Genomic DNA, 16,393 nt, shown 5'->3' with positions numbered 1-16,393 from the left:
AAGACCCAAAGCCTATGCCGCCAACCCTGGGGCGTCCAGTCTGACCGAACGGATGACCGCGTGCGTAGTCAATCCCTCATTGAAACAGGAGACTCATGTCATGAAACGTCGCTACAGCTGGCCGCTATGGACCTTGGCCGCTCTGGTAGTTCTGCTGATCGCGATCAATATCGCCTTGCCCTATCTGGTGCGCGACTATCTGAACGACAAACTGGCCGACATGGGTGACTACCGAGGCGAAATCACCGACGTAGACCTGGCACTGTGGCGAGGGGCTTACCGGATCAAGGGACTGAAGATCGTCAAGACCGATGGCAAGGTCCCGGTGCCTTTCTTCGACGCGCCGATGATCGAGCTGGCGGTCAGCTGGCATTCGCTCTGGTATGACCATGCCGTGGTGGCGAAAGCCCTGTTCACCGGTCCGCAGATCAACTTTGTAGACGGTGGCAGCAAGCAAGCCTCGCAGACCGGTCAGGGCACCGACTGGCGTACCCAGATGAACAAGCTGCTGCCCATTACCCTCAACGAGCTGCGCATCGACAACGGGCGCATTACGTTCAATAACTTCAACTCCACGCCCAAGGTCAAAATCGAGGCAGATCAGGTCAACGCCAGCATCTACAACCTGACCAACGTGGTCGACGTGGAAGGCAACCGCGATGCCGAATTCAAAGGCAAGGCACGCCTGCTGGGCCATGCCGATCTGGAGAGCACCGCCAGATTCGATCCGTTCAGCAACTTTGAAGATTTCGACTTCAAGCTGCGCGCCACCGGCATCCAGCTCAAGAAGCTCAACGACTTCTCGTCGGCATACGGCAAATTCGACTTTAACGCCGGTGACGGCGATCTTGTGATTGAAGCGCAAGCGGATAAAGGGCAGCTCAGCGGCTACATAAAACCCCTGCTACGCAATGTGGACGTGTTCAACTGGCATCAGGACGTCGAGAACAAAGACAAGGGCGTTTTCCGCTCGATCTGGGAAGCGCTGGTCGGCACCAGCGAAACCGTGTTGAAAAACCAGCGGGAAAACCAGTTCGCCACCCGTGTCGACCTGAGCGGCAGCGTCCATCAGCAGGACATTAGCGGCTTCCAGGCGTTTCTGCAGATTCTGCGCAACGCCTTCGTACAGGCATTCAATGCGCGGTATGAGAGTAGCAAGGGGTCTTAGTGGTTTTTTTAATCCACGGAATGAACGCACCGTTCCTCGGCGGCATGTGCCTGATGAACATGCGGAGGCGGGTGAACCTCCTCTCTCAACTGAATCCTGTATTCAGGCGACATCTAGCGGCGGGGTGTCGCCAAATCAGCGTCACGAAAAGCAGCGTTACAATTTAGACCCGGTCACTGCGTGACGCCCCATTCAAGAACTGAATGAGGCGTCTGCGTTCACAGTCGTCCGGAAGCCACGTTATAGTTCCGGCATTGCTTGCCCCTGTTACGGTGTGCGCGCCGACAGGCTGCGCCTACCCACGTGAAAAGGATTGATCATGAAGTTCGAAGGCACCCCGGCATACGTCGCCACTGACGATCTCAAGCTGGCGGTCAACGCGGCAATCACGCTGGAGCGTCCGCTGTTGGTCAAGGGCGAGCCCGGCACCGGCAAGACCATGCTGGCCGAGCAACTGGCCGAGTCCTTTGGTGCGAAGCTGATCACCTGGCATATCAAGTCCACTACCAAGGCGCATCAGGGCCTTTACGAATACGATGCCGTCAGCCGTCTACGTGACTCTCAGTTGGGCGTCGACAAGGTCCACGACGTACGTAATTACCTGAAAAAGGGCAAGCTCTGGGAGGCCTTCGAGTCCGATGAGCGGGTCATTTTGCTGATCGACGAGATCGACAAGGCCGACATCGAGTTCCCCAACGACCTGTTGCAGGAACTCGACAAGATGGAGTTCTACGTCTACGAAATCGATGAAACGATCAAAGCCAAAAAGCGCCCGATCATCATCATTACCTCCAACAACGAAAAGGAATTGCCGGACGCTTTCCTGCGTCGCTGCTTCTTCCACTACATCGCCTTCCCGGACCGCGCCACGCTGCAACGCATCGTCGACGTGCATTACCCGGACATCAAGAAAGACCTGGTGAGCGAAGCGCTGGATGTGTTTTTCGACGTGCGCAAAGTGCCTGGCCTGAAGAAGAAACCCTCCACGTCCGAGCTGGTGGACTGGCTGAAGCTGCTGATGGCCGACAACATCGGTGAAGCCGTGCTGCGTGAGCGCGATCCGACCAAGGCGATCCCGCCGCTGGCCGGGGCGCTGGTCAAGAACGAACAGGATGTGCATTTGCTGGAGCGTCTGGCTTTCATGAGCCGCCGCGGCAACCGTTGAGCGCCTCCATCAACCCCGTTATGTAAAAGGGCGACAGCCATGCTGCTCAACCTGTTCAACGAAATGCGCGCGGCCAGGGTGCCGGTGTCTCTGCGTGAACTGCTGGACCTGATCAATGCGCTGAAACAGCGGGTTATCTTTGCCGATATCGATGAGTTCTACTTTCTTGCGCGCACGATTCTGGTCAAGGACGAGCGCCATTTCGACAAATTCGACCGGGCCTTCGGTGCGTATTTCAAAGGTCTGGAAAATCTCGACGATCATTTGCAGGCATTGATCCCCGAAGATTGGCTGCGCAAAGAGTTCGAGCGCTCGCTGAGTGACGAGGAACGCGCGCAGATTCAGTCCCTCGGCGGCCTCGACAAGCTGATCGAGGAGTTCAAGAAGCGTCTGGAAGAACAGAAGGAGCGCCACGCCGGTGGCAACAAATGGATCGGCACAGGCGGCACCAGCCCTTTCGGCTCGGGGGGCTATAACCCCGAAGGCATTCGTGTCGGCGACGCAGGGGAACGCAAGGGCAAGGCAGTCAAGGTCTGGGATCAGCGCGAATATAAAAACCTGGACGATCAGGTAGAGCTAGGCACGCGCAATATCAAGGTGGCCCTGCGTCGTCTGCGCAAGTTTGCCCGCCAGGGCGCTGCGGATGAACTGGACATCGACGGCACCATTGATCACACCGCACGCGATGCGGGCCTGCTGAACATTCAGATGCGCCCTGAGCGGCGCAACACCATCAAATTATTGCTGCTATTCGACATCGGCGGTTCGATGGACGCACACGTCAAGATCTGCGAAGAGCTGTTCTCGGCCTGCAAGACCGAGTTCAAGCATATGGAGTATTTCTACTTCCATAATTTCATCTACGAATCGGTGTGGAAGAACAACCTGCGCCGCGGCTCGGAGCGAACCGCCACTCAAGACCTGCTGCACAAGTACGGCGCGGACTACAAAGTGATTTTCATCGGCGACGCTTCAATGGCACCGTATGAAATCACCCAGCCCGGTGGCAGCGTCGAACACTGGAATGAAGAAGCAGGCTATGTATGGATGCAGCGCTTCATGGCCAAATTCAAGAAGATTATCTGGATCAATCCCTACCCCAAGGATGCCTGGGACTACACCACGTCCACGCATATCGTGCGCGACCTGATTGAAGGGCAAATGTACCCGCTAACCCTGCGCGGCCTGGAAGAAGGCATGCGTCATCTGGCGAAATAAGCATGACGGGCGCGTGCTGGCTCTACGCAACGCCCGTTCTCTTTATCGCCATATACCGTAATCAGCGCCAGTCCCGCTCAAGTTGCGGCTTGCGTCGCCCACCGTGGATCACCCAGCCGAGCAACAGCCCAACGCTTTCCACCACAAGAGCCAGCAGCAATGCACTGATGATGCCCCAGGTAATGACTTCGGGGGCCAGCAGAACTTGCCACGTATAACCGTTGAACGTTTCGCGGCGAATATCCGCATCGGCAGACGTGACGACGAACAGGGCTTTGGAATACCACGGTCCCTGGAGCCCGAGCCACTGACGCTCAAGGATATGGGTACGGCTCATCAACGTATCGATGTTGTCCGCATCGGCTCGGAAAACCGGGTCTTCGCTGCTGCGATAGTGTTGGATCAGCGCTTGTATATCACCCTTGAAGAACTGTTGCGCAGTAGCGGTGTAGCCCTTGACGGCCTGCTGCGCCTCGATCAGATGCGCTTCGACACGCTTGCTGTAATCACTGATGAACCCGGGAATCTGTACCCCGAACAGCAGGCCTGTCGTGAACAGGACCAATCGCAGATAACTTCGCAGCATCAATATCCCTCTTCTTCTTTTATCCAATGTGCCGGTGGAGACGCTGTTACTGCACTGCTGTCTCGACCGAGCCTTGCGCCACGCACTCACCCTTGCGCCACAGGCTCCACTGGCCCGGCTCATAGCGCTTCCAGTTTTCGTTCTCGGTCAATGGCTCGGTGGCGATCACAGTCACGACGTCGTGCGGCGTTGTTTCAGCCTGAAAGTCGACAATCACGTCGACATCTTTCAACCTTGCCGGGCCGAATGGCGCGCGCCGGGTGATCTGAACCAGTTTGGTACTGCAAAAGCAAAACAGCCAGTCGCCATCGCTCAACAGGCAGTTGAACACGCCTTTACTACGGTATTCAGTGCAGGCCTGGATCAGTGAAGGCAGCAATTGCTCAACCTCAACCGGCTCGGGAAAGGCTTCGCGAACGCGATTGAGCAGGTCGCAGAATGCAGCTTCGCTGTCGGTATCGCCCACCGGCCTGTAGAAAGTGGCACCGGGAGTGAAATCGGCTAGCTGACCATTGTGCGCAAAGCACCAGTTGCGGCCCCAGAGTTCACGCACGAAAGGATGTGTGTTGGACAGACAGACCTTGCCGACGTTGGCCTGACGAATATGGCCAATCACCACTTCGCTCTTTATCGGATAGCGCTGCACCAGTTGTGCAACTTCCGATTCACTGCTGGCTGCCGGGTCCTGAAACAGGCGCAGGCCGCGGCCCTCGTAGAAGGCAATACCCCAGCCATCGCGATGCGGACCGGTACGCCCGCCACGCTGCATCAGCCCGGTAAAGCTGAAGACTATGTCAGTCGGGACATTGGCGCTCATGCCCAGTAGTTCACACATGCTCAGGTTCTCGCTTCAAGACGTTTTTGCAGCAGGTCATGCGCCGACAATAACGGCGCATGCCAACGAAGCGGGATCTATAACCGCGGTTCGACCCGTGCAGCCCTGGTCGGAGGAAGCGGCGCAGCGGATTTGCGCGGGTAGCGATCGTCCTCGACAAACGGTTCGTCAGTGGAGTCTGTGTCGGCAGGCTGAGCGACAGACCGGGGCTGGCGAGCCTTGCGGCTGCGCTCGATCGGCCAGCGAATGAGCACGAACAGCGCGTACGCAGCGAAGGCGAACATACCGTACATGGCCAGATCCGACACAGCGGTCCAGACATTGCTGCCGACCTTGAACATCAGGTCGAGCGCGGTGATCGCCACGGCTGGCGCCATCGCATCCTTGGCAGGGTCGACCATGGTCGGCGTAAACAGCAGCACCGCGACTGCTACCAGCAAAGGTTCCTTGAGATAACGCCACATCCAGCGGGTCATCAGGAACCATACCAGCAGGCAACCCAACGCGGCGAAGGCGTAGACGCTCCAGGCGATCAGATAGTCGTTTTCGGTCATGACGTCCGTGGTAAGGCAGGTAAAGAGGCGCTTATGATAACGGCTTTTGCCTGACGCGGCTTGCCTCGCTTCAGTAATCGGTTCAGCGTGTACCGAATTTCCATGATTGATGCCTAAACAGAGAGCCCAGCATGTCCTTCTCGAATGCAACCTCCAGCGCCCCGATTGCTCGCAAGGCCGACGGTTCCGATCCCTATGCCTGGCTACAGAACCGCGACACCGACGAAGTGCTCGACTACCTCAAGGCGGAAAACGCCTGGCAGGAGCAGCAACTGGCAGAGCAGACCGGGTTGCGCGAAAACCTGTTTCAGGAGATCAAGGGCCGTATCCTCGAAACCGATCTGTCACTGCCCTCCCCTTGGGGGCCGTACCTTTATTACACGCGCACCACACAAGGCGATGAATACGCCCGTCACTATCGCTGCCCGCGCCCGGCCGACGACTCCAATACGGTGGATGAAGGCCGTGAAGAACTGTTGCTGGACCCGAACGCGATGGCCGATGGCGGCTTCTTTTCGCTCGGTGCGTTCAGCATCAGCCCCGACCATCAGCGTCTGGCCTACAGCCTGGATACCAGTGGCGACGAGGTGTACCAGCTTTACGTCAAGGAACTGAGCACCGGCCAGATCAGCAGCCTGCCGTTTGAAGACTGCGACGGCAGCATGACCTGGGCCAACGACAGCCAGACCCTGTTTTTCGGTGAGCTGGACGAAACCCATCGCCCCGGCAGGCTGCATCGCCACACGCTGGGCAATGCATCGGCAGAGCTAGTGTTCGACGAGCCGGACGGCCGATTTTTCCTGCACTGCTTCCGTAGCAGTTCCGAACGCCAACTGATCATTCTGCTCAACAGCAAAACCACCAGCGAAGCCTGGGTGCTGGACGCCGATCATCCGCAACAGGCCTTCACCTGCCTCGCGCCGCGCAGCGAAGGGCACGAGTATTATCCGGATCACGGCCTGCTCGATGGTGTGTGGAGCTGGTTCATCCGCAGCAATCAGAGCGGCATCAACTTCGCGCTGTATCACGCAGCGGAACACGCCAGTGGCGCCCCGGCTCGCGAAGACTGGCAGACCCTGGTTGCACACGATGACAAGGTCATGCTCGAAGGCGTGAGCCTCAACGCCAAGGCCGTCAGTCTGAGCCTTCGCGAGGGCGGCCTGCCGATCATCGAAGTGCGCCCGCAGGATCTGCCTGCCTATCGCGTGCAGCTGCCCGACGCTGCCTACAGCCTGTATGTGCAGGACACCCTGGAGTTCGATAGCGACAGAATTCGCCTGCGCTACCAGTCGCTGAACCGTCCGGCGCAGGTGCGTCAGCTGACCCTGGCCAGCGGAGAGCAGGTAGTACTCAAGGAAACGCCGGTGCTGGGCACCTTCGACGCCGATGCCTACGTCAGCCAGCGTTTGTGGGCCACCGCCAGTGACGGCACTCAGGTGCCGATCAGCCTGGTGGTCAAGCGCGAACTGGTCGGCAAAGCGACCCCGCTGTATCTGTACGGCTACGGCGCCTACGGCGAAAGCCTCGACCCGTGGTTTTCCCACGCGCGCCTGAGCCTGCTCGAGCGTGGCGTGGCGTTTGCCATCGCCCATGTACGCGGCGGTGGCGAGCTGGGCGAGGCCTGGTATCGCAATGGCAAGCAGGAGCATAAACCGAACACCTTCGGCGACTTCATTGCCTGCGCCGAACATCTTGTTGCCCAAGGCCTGACCAGTACCGAACAGCTTGTGATCAGCGGTGGCAGCGCCGGTGGTCTGCTGATCGGTGCCGTGCTCAACCAGCGACCCGAGCTGTTCAAGGCAGCGATTGCCGAAGTGCCGTTCGTCGATGTGCTGAACACCATGCTCGATCCGGACCTGCCGTTGACCGTCACCGAATACGACGAATGGGGAAACCCGCAGGAGCCTGAGGTCTATGAGCGCATCAAGGCCTACGCGCCTTATGAGAATGTCAGCGCTCAGGCGTACCCGGCCATGCTGGTCATCGCCGGTTACAACGACAGCCGTGTGCAGTATTGGGAAGCCGCCAAATGGGTGGCGAAGTTACGCGCCAGCAAAACCGACGACAATCTGCTGCTGCTCAAGACCGAACTGGGTGCCGGACACGGCGGCATGAGTGGACGTTATCAAGGGTTGCGTGACGTGGCGCTGGAGTACGCGTTTATCTTCAAAGTATTGCAGATCGCCGAATGAACTTGGCGTGAAACACCTGTCTTACTAGCATCGGGGGGCACGGAGCTGCCCCCTTCGTATCAGGATTGAAAGACCGAACCATGTCAGAACCATTGTCCAACCTGAACAACGCCATACGCGACATGCTGCTGGACTGCGGCCTGTTCGACACGCTGCTGCCCGGCGACTTCGTGACCGTAGCCGGGTATTTCAGCATTACCGACATCGAAAAAGGCGAGACCATCTTTGCCGAGGGCGATGCCGGGACATTCATGTGCATCATTCATCAAGGCACTGTGTCCGTGCAGAAACTTGCTGCAGACGGCCAACAGGTCGAAATTGCCGTTCTGCGTCGCGGGCGGGCATTCGGAGAAATGGCTGTACTGGATGGCGAACGTCGCTCGGCCAGTTGTATCGCGGCAACCCATTGCCAGTTATTGAACCTGGGACGCGACTCTCTGGACAAGATGCTTGACGAAGCGCCGAAAATCGCCGCCAAGATCATTCGCGCCCTGGCCATCTCGTTGTCAAGGCGCCTGCGCATGGTCGACGGCCAATTACTGTCGCAGCAGGTGTGAGTTTGCCCATCTGGCGCTAAACTTGCCGATATTCCGCTTTCAATGCGCACACGCACAGGTGACACCATGAGCACGGCCAATCCTCCTTCCCATACTGCCAAGCTGGACCGCATTCTGGCCGACGCCCAGCGCGACCGTGAAATGGGTTACCGCGACAAGGCATTGCGCATGTACCCGCACGTTTGCGGCCGTTGCGCCCGCGAGTTCGCTGGCAAACGCCTCAGCGAACTGACCGTGCATCACCGCGACCACAACCATGACAACAACCCGCAGGACGGCTCCAACTGGGAGCTGCTGTGCCTGTACTGCCACGATAACGAGCACTCGCGCTATACCGACCAGCAATACTTCGCAGACGGCTCTCTGGGCAGTCCGAAAACCGCAAAGGCGACCCATAATCCATTCGCCGCGCTGGCAGGGTTGATGAAGAAAGACGAGTGACCTCGGCACCTTCGACAACGAACATCCTCCACTCCTACCCGCATTTTCCCCTAGCCTGCGGCCAATCGACCGACCGGATATTTCGCCATGCCCACCCGAACCTCAAGACGAACCTTTGTGAAAGGGCTTGCCGCCAGTGGCATCCTCGGCGGCTTGGGGCTCTGGCGCAGTCCGGCATGGGCGGTTCCGAACCCGGGTCAACCGGCAGGGCTGTCCGGCACCGAGTTCGATCTGTACATCGGCGAAACCCAGGTCAATATCACCGGTAATACCAGAACCGCGATGGCGATCAACGGCGGTATTCCAGGCCCGCTGTTGCGCTGGCGCGAAGGCGATACGGTGACCATCAGGGTAAAAAACCGCCTCGACGAAACCACCTCGATCCACTGGCACGGCATCATTCTGCCCGCCAACATGGACGGCGTACCGGGGTTGAGCTTCGACGGTATCGCGCCCGATGGCATGTACGTCTATCGCTTCAAGGTCAAACAGAACGGCACCTATTGGTACCACAGCCACTCGGGCTTGCAGGAACAGTCGGGGGTTTACGGGCCGCTGGTGATCGATGCCAAAGAGCCGGAGCCATTCGAGTACGACCGCGAACACGTGATCATGCTCAGCGACTGGACCGACGAAGAGCCGCTTCAACTGATGAAGACGCTCAAGAAACAGTCCGATTACTACAACAATAACAAGCGCACCGTCGGCGATTTCATCAACGACGTCGGTGAGAAAGGCTGGAGCGAGACCACTGGTGATCGCTGGATGTGGGCGAAAATGGGGATGGACCCGACCGACCTGGCGGATGTCAGCGGCGCGACCTACACCTATTTGATGAACGGCCAGGCCCCGGACATGAACTGGACCGGTCTGTTCAAGGCTGGCGAGCGGATTCGACTGCGCTTGATCAACGGCTCGGCCATGACGTATTTCGACGTGCGTATTCCGGGCCTGAAAATGACCGTAGTCGCCAGCGACGGCTTGCACGTCAAGCCAGTGACGGTCGATGAATTGCGCATCGCGGTGGCAGAAACCTTCGACGTGATCGTCGAGCCTGCCGAAGGTGCCTACACGCTGTTCGCCCAGTCGATGGACCGCACCGGCTACGCCCGCGGCACCCTGGCCAGCAGACCCGGCTTGCAGGCCGTTGTCCCTTCTCTGGATCCACGCCCATTGCTGAGCATGGATGATGTGGGCATGGCGGGTATGGATCATGGCAGCATGAACCACGGCGCAGCCCCGGCAATGGACGACATGTCAGGCATGGACCACAGCAAGATGCCGATGAAAGAAACACCTGCCATGCAGTCACACCCGGACAGCGAACAGGACAATCCGCTGGTCGACATGCAGGCCATGAGCACCTCGCCCAAACTCAACGATCCGGGCATCGGCCTCAGGAACAACGGGCGCAGAGTTTTGACTTACGCTGACCTGCACAGCGCCTTCGAAGACCCCGATGGCCGTGAGCCCAGCCGCACGATCGAGCTGCACCTGACCGGGCACATGGAAAAATTCGCCTGGTCGTTCGACGGTGTGAAATTCTCGGACGCCAAACCGCTCATGCTCAAGTACGGCGAGCGAGTGCGTATCGTGCTGGTCAACGACACGATGATGACTCACCCCATCCATCTGCACGGCATGTGGAGCGATCTGGAAGACGAAAACGGTCAGTTCATGGTGCGCAAACACACCATCGACATGCCTCCGGGCTCACGCCGCAGCTATCGCGTCACCGCTGACGCACTGGGCCGTTGGGCTTATCACTGTCACATGCTGTACCACATGGAAATGGGCATGTTCCGCGAAGTGCGGGTGAAAGAATGAGGATTTTACCGGTGAATGGATTACGCAATTCGTCCTGCCTGCCAACCCTGCTGCTGACGGCAGGCCTGGCCATAGCGCCCTGGGCAAACACGCAGGCTGCCGGAATGGAAGGCATGGAAGGCATGGATCATGGCAGCCACTCGATGCCTATGGACGCCAGCGAGCACAATGCCGCCCCCACGCAGAGCCGAACACCAATCCCGCCCGTCACCGACGCCGACCGGGCTGCGGTGTACACCAGCCATAGCGGGCATCAGGTCCACGACAGTGCCATCAACAGTTACTTTCTGGCCGACAAGCTGGAATGGCAGGACGCAAACGACGGCAGCGCGCTGGCCTGGGACCTGTCCGGCTGGATTGGCGGTGATGTAGACCGCTTGCTGCTGCGCTCGGAGGGCGAGCGCAGCAACGGCAAGACCGAGGAGGCGGAAGTCCAGGCGTTATGGGGTCATGCCGTCAGCTCATCGTGGGACGTAGTCGCCGGGGCACGCCAGGACTTCAAACCTGGCGCGCCACAAACCTGGGCGGCTTTCGGCCTGCAAGGGCAAGCGATTTCGGATCTTGATATCGAAGCCACGGCATTCATCGGTGAAGCCGGGCAGACCGCTGCGCGCCTGGAAGCCGACTACGACCTGTTGCTGACCAACAATCTGATTCTTCAACCCACTGCCGAGCTGAATTTCTACGGCAAGAACGACCCGCAACGCGGCAATGGCTCGGGCCTGTCGACCAGTGAGTTCGGCCTTCGGCTGCGCTATGAAATCACCCCGCAATTCGCTCCTTACGTGGGCGTAACCTGGGATCGGTCCTACGGCAATACTGCCGATTACGCACGCGAAGACGGTGAGGACGTTGCCGACGCGCGGCTGGTCGTCGGTTTACGCATGTGGTTCTGAACATCGGAATTGAAAATGGCATTGCTCTGAAGCTGCCGTATAATCCGCGGTTTTCTTCAGAGCACCCTCCCCGTGGCCAATAAACGGTACGCCTGCATCGGTCTTTACAACCCCAAGTCCCCGGAAAATGTCGGCTCCGTCATGCGAGCGGCTGGCTGCTACGGTGTGGCGTCGGTGTTCTATACCGGTAAACGCTATGAGCGTGCGCGGGACTTCATCACCGACACCAAGAAAATCCATCAGGACATCCCGCTGATCGGCATCGAAGACCTCAAGAGTATCCTGCCGCTGGGCTGCATTCCGGTGGCCGTCGAACTGGTCGACGGTGCCCGTGCCCTACCTGAATACACGCACCCTGACCGCGCGTTGTATATCTTCGGTCCGGAAGACGGCTCGCTCGATCAGGACATTCGCGACTGGTGTGAAGACGTGGTCTATATCCCGACCGAGGGCTGCATGAATCTGGCCGCAACCGTCAACGTTGTGCTCTACGACCGCATGGCCAAAGGCATCAATACCCGCTCGGGGCCACAGTTCGGTCGCGAGAAAATCGATCCGGCCAGCGACCGCTGACGGAAAAGCATTGAACCTGTGTCGCGGGCGAACAGTCAGTTTCTCTGAACCGGGTTACTACCTACTTCCTGCGAATTACCGCCTCATGGAGAGCCATCATGCGCGACACCCCGATTATCGAACGCATCGACACACCTGAACTGCTGCAGCGCAACCCTGATCAGAACGTCCACGGCTGGGAGCGCATTGGCTCATTGGCTGGCGGTGTATTGATGATGGGCAAAGGTGTCCGTCGTGGCGGCTTTCTGGGCCTGATCCAACTGGCCATCGGCGGCGCAGTGCTGGCTCGCGGCATCAGCGGTCACTGCTCGGCCAAAAGTCTGGTGGAAAAAGGTCGAAGCGACCTGCACAGCGCCCGCTCGACTATCGAACGTGCCGGTGCCCAGTTGAACAACCTGAAAGACGACGCTGAAAACGCGGTGAAAAACGCTGCCGTCAAAGGCGTGGAAGCGCTGACCGAGCCAAAGCCGGTCGTTTAAACGCTCAACCTGCGCGAAAGATCAGGTAGTCCTCCCAGTCGTCTTCGGCCACCGTGTTCTCACTGAGCATGCGGCCGGACTGGGAGATACGCTCGTGATGCACAGCTGTGCGATCACCACACACCAAATGATGCCAGAGCGGCAAGTCCTTGCCCTCGCTGACCAGCCGATAGCCACAGGTAGGCGGTAGCCATTTGAATTCATCTGCCTGGCCCGGCGTCAGCTGAATACAGTCAGGCACCGATGCACGACGATTGGCGTAATCGGAGCACTGGCAGGTCTTCAGGTCCAGCAGCTTGCAGGCGATCCGCGTGTAATAAACGCTGTTGTCTTCTTCGTCTTCCAGCTTCTGCAGGCAGCACAAGCCACAGCCATCGCACAACGATTCCCACTCCTCGGTGCTGAGTTGGTCAAGGGTCTTGCGAATCCAGAAGGGTTCAACTTTAGCGGCCATGGTTCGGACAACGGTATCGAAAATGAAAAGGCCGCCAGTCTAGAGGTACAAGGGGTGCCGGCCAAGCACTTGCGACTGCCGGTAGCCGGGACTTGTCAGCGACAGGGCAAAACAGTAGCGTTAACGGGCTTTCCAGTGCGTTCAAGCGATGCCTGCCGACCACGGCCCATCAAGCCACGCTCGTTTTCCACCTTCGCTATCAAGGACTTTCATGAGCACGAACCCTCGCATCGCCGATCACCCTATCGACCCGCAATTCACCGAACGCTGGTCGCCACGCGCGTTCAGCGGCGAAAGTATCGATCAGGAAACCCTGTTGAGCTTTTTCGAAGCCGCACGCTGGGCACCCTCAGCCTACAACACGCAGCCCTGGCGTTTTCTGTATGCACGTCGCGACACGCCTAACTGGGAGCGTTATCTGGGCCTGCTCAACGAGTTCAACCGCAACTGGGCGCAACATGCAGCAGCATTGGTGATCGTTGTCTCCAAGACCACCTTCGTCGCACCAGGGGCAACCGAAGAAAGCCCGGCCTTGTGGCACACCTTCGATACCGGCTCGGCCTGGGGTTATCTTGCGCTGCAAGCGAGCCTGAGCGGCTGGCACACCCACGGCATGGCGGGCTTCGATCAGGACCTGACCCGCAAGGAGCTGAATATTCCAGAGGATTACGCACTGCATGCCGCGGTGGCCATCGGCAAGATCGGTGACAAGTCGACACTGCCGGAATACCTGCAAGGCCGCGAAGCGCCAAGCCCGCGCAAGCCACTGGCAGAGCTGGCCGCTGAAGGTGATTTTTCGCTGTAACTGACTGTTTTCTGCAATCAATGCCAACGAGCCGACGCCTGAAACGTCGGCTCGCTCGGGACGGCTTCAATAACCTCGCGAAAAATCGACCTCTCCGCGCAGTGCTTCTCCAGCCTGAAACGCCTTCAGGTTTTCAACGAAAAGCTCGGTCATGGCCACCGGCGATGTCGGTGCCGAACTGTGACCGGTCAACAGCAGACCATAGGCCGTCCAGAATGGATGGCGCTGCGGCAAAGGCTCCTGACGGCACACGTCAATGACCGCGCCGGCCAGATAGCCTTCCTTCAACGCCTCGACCAGATCTGCGTCCACAACCGCCACACCGCGCCCGACGTTGATGAACAGTGCCGTTGGCTTGAAGCTGGTGAACAGCTTCGCGTCATACAGGTCGTGGGTCTCAGGTGTATTGGGCAGCAGGTTGATGACGTAATCCATCTCGCCAAGCAGCCGCGTCATGTCTGACAGCGCTGTTACCTCGATAAACGGCGCCTGAGTGCGCGCACTGGAGGCGACGCCGTAGACCTGCACACCGAACGGCAAAAGAAACTCGGCAACGCGCTGGCCGATGTCACCGGCACCCACGATCAGTACCTTGCGACCAGACAGGCTCTGGCCAGTACGATTGTCCCACTTGCGCTCGACCTGACTCATCAGACGCGCCAGCACCTCACGCTCGTGGCCGAGCATGTAGGTCAAAACAAATTCAGCCATGACCTGACCGAAAATCCCTACTGCACGCGTCAGGCGATATTCGCGCGACAGGCTGTCGGCCAGCAGTGGCGTGATGCCCGCCCATGTGGATTGCAGCCACTGAGGCTTGTGCCCTTGACGCAGCAGGTTGGCCATCAGGTCCGGCTGTCCCAGCCAGACCGGGCAATCGCTGGCCATTCGCGACAGCTCGGCGGAGTCGCCCGTGCTGAAGACTTCCAGGTCAGGCGCAGCCTTGCGCAACAATTGGGTATAAACGTGATAATCGTGCTCGGCAATCAGAACGCGCATGTTTCAAAAACCTTAAAAACAGGACAGGCAGCCCACGGCGATGTGGACCGCTTTACAACGTGAGCAACTATTACATCGGATCGTTGCGGCGCAGCAGCTCTTCCGGCAAATGCTCGATGTAGTCATCTTCTGCGGGAGGCATCTGCAAGTGATAGCCCTGGCTATCGAGATTCTCCAGCACCACATTGATGTCCTCGCGCGACAGCGCACGCTCGGGACTCAGGACCAGGTCGAATGCATGAACCGGCTTGCCAAACGCGACCAGCAGTTCAGGCGGCACGCGTTTGAGGACATCGCTTTTCAAGACGTAAAGGTACATCTCGTTTCTTTTCGGGCTGCGATAAATCGAGCAGATACGCTTCAAGACTGTTCTCCGGGGGTGGCCAGGCTGTCCAGCAGCGCCTGACCCATCAACTCGCGACGCCAGCCACGCAGCGAGTCGGGCAGTTGGTAAGGACCGTCCGGGTAGCCGCTCTTGAGCAGCGCTTCGAGAGTCTTCTTGCGCAGCATCAACTCGGGGGCCATGTCCAGTTGCTCGGCGTATTGCTGACCGATTGCACGCAGACGCTTGATGGACCCGGCCGCATCAATGGGCAGTGGCTCAGGCAATGCAGGCGGCCACTCTTCTGGTGGAAGCGTGCCTGCGGTCTTTATCAGCTCAAGCAGAAACTCGCCGTCATGGCGAACGGTGCGCGGGTGCATGTCTTCGATACGCCCCAGTGCAGCGAGGTTGTCCGGCTGCGTCCTGGCCAAGGGCCAGAGCGAGTGCTCGCGCACAATACGGTTGCGCGGCAGGTTGCGGGCGCGCGCTTCGCGCTCACGCCAGGCACACAGCTCACGCAGCACCGCCAACTGGGCGCGGGACAGTTTCCAGGCCAGTTTGGCCTCACGGTACACCTCGTACGGATCAACTTCGCGGCGCAGGTTGGCGACCAGTTCGGCGCCGTCATCCAGCAGCCAGGCGTATTTGTCATCGGACAAGCGCGGGCGCAGGATGGCGAACAGTTCGGCAAGGTGCACAGCATCTTCGGCGGCGTAACTGATCTGCGTTTCTGACAGCGGACGTTGCAGCCAGTCAGAACGGGTTTCGCCCTTGGGCAGGTCGATGTTGAGGACCTCCTGCACCAGACGCGAATAGCCCATGGAAAAGCCGAGGTTCAGGTAAGCGGCTGCCAACTGGGTATCAAACAACGGCACCGGCAGGCTGCCAGTCAGACGCAGCAGAACTTCGAGGTCCTCGCTGCACGCGTGCACCACTTTGATGACGTCGGGGTTTTCAAGCAACGCAGACAGCGGCCGCCAGTCGTTGATCAGCAAAGGATCAATAAGCCAGGCGCCTTGCCCGTCGCCAATCTGCAGTAGCGCTGCTATCGGGTAAAAAGTATCGACCCGCATAAACTCGGTGTCGAGCGCGACAAAAGGCAGCAATTGCCATTCTGCGCAATGCCGGGCGAGGCTGTCGTCGTCGCGAATCCAGTGAATATCGATGGCCACACGGCTCTCCCTTCAACAATGGCGCGCAGTATATATCGTGATGGGAGATTATCGCGCGTCTGTCGTCCCGGTCTGGCGTATCTTCACGCAAATGACGGACAGGAGGGGCTGTTGCCTGGAAAAAGGGCCAAGGATGAGCGTCCCCACGCA

General features: G+C 58.9%; 18 protein-coding genes. 11 read left to right on the top strand and 7 right to left on the bottom strand.

Annotated elements, in window-relative coordinates; translation table 11 throughout:
• Positions 1–100: 100 nt before the first annotated feature.
• From RGM3321_RS12815 to RGM3321_RS12805, 3 genes are all read left to right on the top strand, one after another.
• Positions 101–1,168 carry a DUF748 domain-containing protein gene (locus tag RGM3321_RS12815; protein ID WP_244393334.1) on the top strand — a complete coding sequence of 356 codons (1,068 nt, stop codon included), beginning with the start codon at positions 101–103 and terminating at the stop codon, positions 1,166–1,168.
• 319 nt (positions 1,169–1,487) lie between these two features.
• Positions 1,488–2,333: a MoxR family ATPase gene (locus RGM3321_RS12810; RefSeq protein ID WP_002552618.1), complete on the top strand. Its 846-nt coding sequence runs from the start codon at positions 1,488–1,490 to the stop codon at positions 2,331–2,333.
• Between the two features lie 39 nt (positions 2,334–2,372).
• Positions 2,373–3,551, top strand: coding sequence for a VWA domain-containing protein (locus tag RGM3321_RS12805; RefSeq protein WP_004664285.1), 1,179 nt, complete (start codon positions 2,373–2,375; stop codon positions 3,549–3,551).
• A gap of 61 nt (positions 3,552–3,612) precedes the next feature.
• Here RGM3321_RS12805 and RGM3321_RS12800 read toward each other — a convergent pair whose 3' ends face one another.
• From RGM3321_RS12800 to RGM3321_RS12790, 3 genes are all read right to left on the bottom strand, one after another.
• Positions 3,613–4,137: a DUF2937 family protein gene (locus RGM3321_RS12800; RefSeq protein ID WP_244393333.1), complete on the bottom strand. Its 525-nt coding sequence runs from the start codon at positions 4,135–4,137 to the stop codon at positions 3,613–3,615.
• A gap of 46 nt (positions 4,138–4,183) precedes the next feature.
• Positions 4,184–4,972 (bottom strand): class II glutamine amidotransferase, encoded by a 789-nt coding sequence (locus tag RGM3321_RS12795; protein WP_005782804.1) that lies wholly within the window; start codon positions 4,970–4,972, stop codon positions 4,184–4,186.
• A gap of 77 nt (positions 4,973–5,049) precedes the next feature.
• Positions 5,050–5,526, bottom strand: a complete 477-nt coding sequence (locus RGM3321_RS12790; RefSeq protein WP_244393332.1) for an MFS transporter — start codon at positions 5,524–5,526, stop codon at positions 5,050–5,052.
• A gap of 131 nt (positions 5,527–5,657) precedes the next feature.
• Here RGM3321_RS12790 and RGM3321_RS12785 point away from each other — a divergent pair, with 131 nt between their 5' ends.
• The 7 genes from RGM3321_RS12785 (at position 5,658) to RGM3321_RS12755 (ending at position 12,491) form a co-directional block, all read left to right on the top strand.
• On the top strand, positions 5,658–7,718 hold the full coding sequence (locus RGM3321_RS12785) for a S9 family peptidase (RefSeq protein ID WP_244393331.1): 2,061 nt from the start codon (positions 5,658–5,660) through the stop codon (positions 7,716–7,718).
• Between the two features lie 80 nt (positions 7,719–7,798).
• Positions 7,799–8,275, top strand: a complete 477-nt coding sequence (locus RGM3321_RS12780; protein ID WP_055005495.1) for a cyclic nucleotide-binding domain-containing protein — start codon at positions 7,799–7,801, stop codon at positions 8,273–8,275.
• Between the two features lie 66 nt (positions 8,276–8,341).
• Complete coding sequence (locus RGM3321_RS12775) at positions 8,342–8,716, top strand: YajD family HNH nuclease (RefSeq protein WP_003317410.1); 375 nt, start codon at positions 8,342–8,344, stop codon at positions 8,714–8,716.
• Positions 8,717–8,803: 87 nt separating this feature from the next.
• Complete coding sequence (locus tag RGM3321_RS12770; RefSeq protein WP_244393330.1) at positions 8,804–10,543, top strand: copper resistance system multicopper oxidase; 1,740 nt, start codon at positions 8,804–8,806, stop codon at positions 10,541–10,543.
• 11 nt (positions 10,544–10,554) lie between these two features.
• Complete coding sequence (locus RGM3321_RS12765) at positions 10,555–11,439, top strand: copper resistance protein B (protein WP_244393329.1); 885 nt, start codon at positions 10,555–10,557, stop codon at positions 11,437–11,439.
• A 72-nt stretch (positions 11,440–11,511) separates the two neighbouring features.
• Complete coding sequence (locus RGM3321_RS12760; RefSeq protein ID WP_002552608.1) at positions 11,512–12,012, top strand: RNA methyltransferase; 501 nt, start codon at positions 11,512–11,514, stop codon at positions 12,010–12,012.
• Positions 12,013–12,110: 98 nt separating this feature from the next.
• Positions 12,111–12,491 carry a DUF2892 domain-containing protein gene (locus tag RGM3321_RS12755; protein WP_054078587.1) on the top strand — a complete coding sequence of 127 codons (381 nt, stop codon included), beginning with the start codon at positions 12,111–12,113 and terminating at the stop codon, positions 12,489–12,491.
• Between the two features lie 4 nt (positions 12,492–12,495).
• Here RGM3321_RS12755 and RGM3321_RS12750 read toward each other — a convergent pair whose 3' ends face one another.
• Positions 12,496–12,945: a YcgN family cysteine cluster protein gene (locus tag RGM3321_RS12750; RefSeq protein ID WP_122258296.1), complete on the bottom strand. Its 450-nt coding sequence runs from the start codon at positions 12,943–12,945 to the stop codon at positions 12,496–12,498.
• Positions 12,946–13,156: 211 nt separating this feature from the next.
• On the opposite strand from RGM3321_RS12750, the gene RGM3321_RS12745 reads away from it, so the two are divergent.
• Positions 13,157–13,750, top strand: a complete 594-nt coding sequence (locus RGM3321_RS12745; RefSeq protein WP_244393328.1) for a nitroreductase family protein — start codon at positions 13,157–13,159, stop codon at positions 13,748–13,750.
• 66 nt (positions 13,751–13,816) lie between these two features.
• Here the strand turns inward: RGM3321_RS12745 and RGM3321_RS12740 are convergent, their stop codons facing one another.
• From RGM3321_RS12740 to rnd, 3 genes are all read right to left on the bottom strand, one after another.
• Entirely contained in the window at positions 13,817–14,749 is a 933-nt protein-coding gene (locus tag RGM3321_RS12740) for a D-2-hydroxyacid dehydrogenase (RefSeq protein ID WP_244393327.1), read from the bottom strand.
• Between the two features lie 70 nt (positions 14,750–14,819).
• Positions 14,820–15,113, bottom strand: coding sequence for a YcgL domain-containing protein (locus RGM3321_RS12735; protein WP_003407219.1), 294 nt, complete (start codon positions 15,111–15,113; stop codon positions 14,820–14,822).
• A complete protein-coding gene (gene rnd, locus RGM3321_RS12730; protein WP_244393326.1) occupies positions 15,110–16,243 on the bottom strand; it encodes a ribonuclease D in 1,134 nt (377 codons plus the stop codon). The genes RGM3321_RS12735 and rnd overlap by 4 nt, the downstream gene beginning before the upstream one ends.
• Positions 16,244–16,393: the final 150 nt, after the last annotated feature.

Origin of the sequence: Pseudomonas sp. RGM 3321 (assembly GCF_022836805.1) — a bacterium.
Classification (GTDB): Bacteria; Pseudomonadota; Gammaproteobacteria; order Pseudomonadales; family Pseudomonadaceae; genus Aquipseudomonas.
The sequence above is the reverse complement of the archived record's forward strand: the minus strand, read 5'-3'. Positions and strand labels throughout refer to the sequence as shown.

Excerpts from the sequence above, each read along its gene's own strand:
- RGM3321_RS12815 (WP_244393334.1), top strand. The coding sequence starts at position 101 with ATGAAACGTCGCTACAGCTGGCCGCTATGGACCTTGGCCGCTCTGGTA.
- RGM3321_RS12810 (WP_002552618.1), top strand. The coding sequence starts at position 1,488 with ATGAAGTTCGAAGGCACCCCGGCATACGTCGCCACTGACGATCTCAAG.
- RGM3321_RS12805 (WP_004664285.1), top strand. The coding sequence starts at position 2,373 with ATGCTGCTCAACCTGTTCAACGAAATGCGCGCGGCCAGGGTGCCGGTG.
- RGM3321_RS12800 (WP_244393333.1), bottom strand. The coding sequence starts at position 4,137 with ATGCTGCGAAGTTATCTGCGATTGGTCCTGTTCACGACAGGCCTGCTG.
- RGM3321_RS12795 (WP_005782804.1), bottom strand. The coding sequence starts at position 4,972 with ATGTGTGAACTACTGGGCATGAGCGCCAATGTCCCGACTGACATAGTC.
- RGM3321_RS12790 (WP_244393332.1), bottom strand. The coding sequence starts at position 5,526 with ATGACCGAAAACGACTATCTGATCGCCTGGAGCGTCTACGCCTTCGCC.
- RGM3321_RS12785 (WP_244393331.1), top strand. The coding sequence starts at position 5,658 with ATGTCCTTCTCGAATGCAACCTCCAGCGCCCCGATTGCTCGCAAGGCC.
- RGM3321_RS12780 (WP_055005495.1), top strand. The coding sequence starts at position 7,799 with ATGTCAGAACCATTGTCCAACCTGAACAACGCCATACGCGACATGCTG.
- RGM3321_RS12775 (WP_003317410.1), top strand. The coding sequence starts at position 8,342 with ATGAGCACGGCCAATCCTCCTTCCCATACTGCCAAGCTGGACCGCATT.
- RGM3321_RS12770 (WP_244393330.1), top strand. The coding sequence starts at position 8,804 with ATGCCCACCCGAACCTCAAGACGAACCTTTGTGAAAGGGCTTGCCGCC.
- RGM3321_RS12755 (WP_054078587.1), top strand. The coding sequence starts at position 12,111 with ATGCGCGACACCCCGATTATCGAACGCATCGACACACCTGAACTGCTG.
- RGM3321_RS12750 (WP_122258296.1), bottom strand. The coding sequence starts at position 12,945 with ATGGCCGCTAAAGTTGAACCCTTCTGGATTCGCAAGACCCTTGACCAA.
- RGM3321_RS12745 (WP_244393328.1), top strand. The coding sequence starts at position 13,157 with ATGAGCACGAACCCTCGCATCGCCGATCACCCTATCGACCCGCAATTC.
- RGM3321_RS12740 (WP_244393327.1), bottom strand. The coding sequence starts at position 14,749 with ATGCGCGTTCTGATTGCCGAGCACGATTATCACGTTTATACCCAATTG.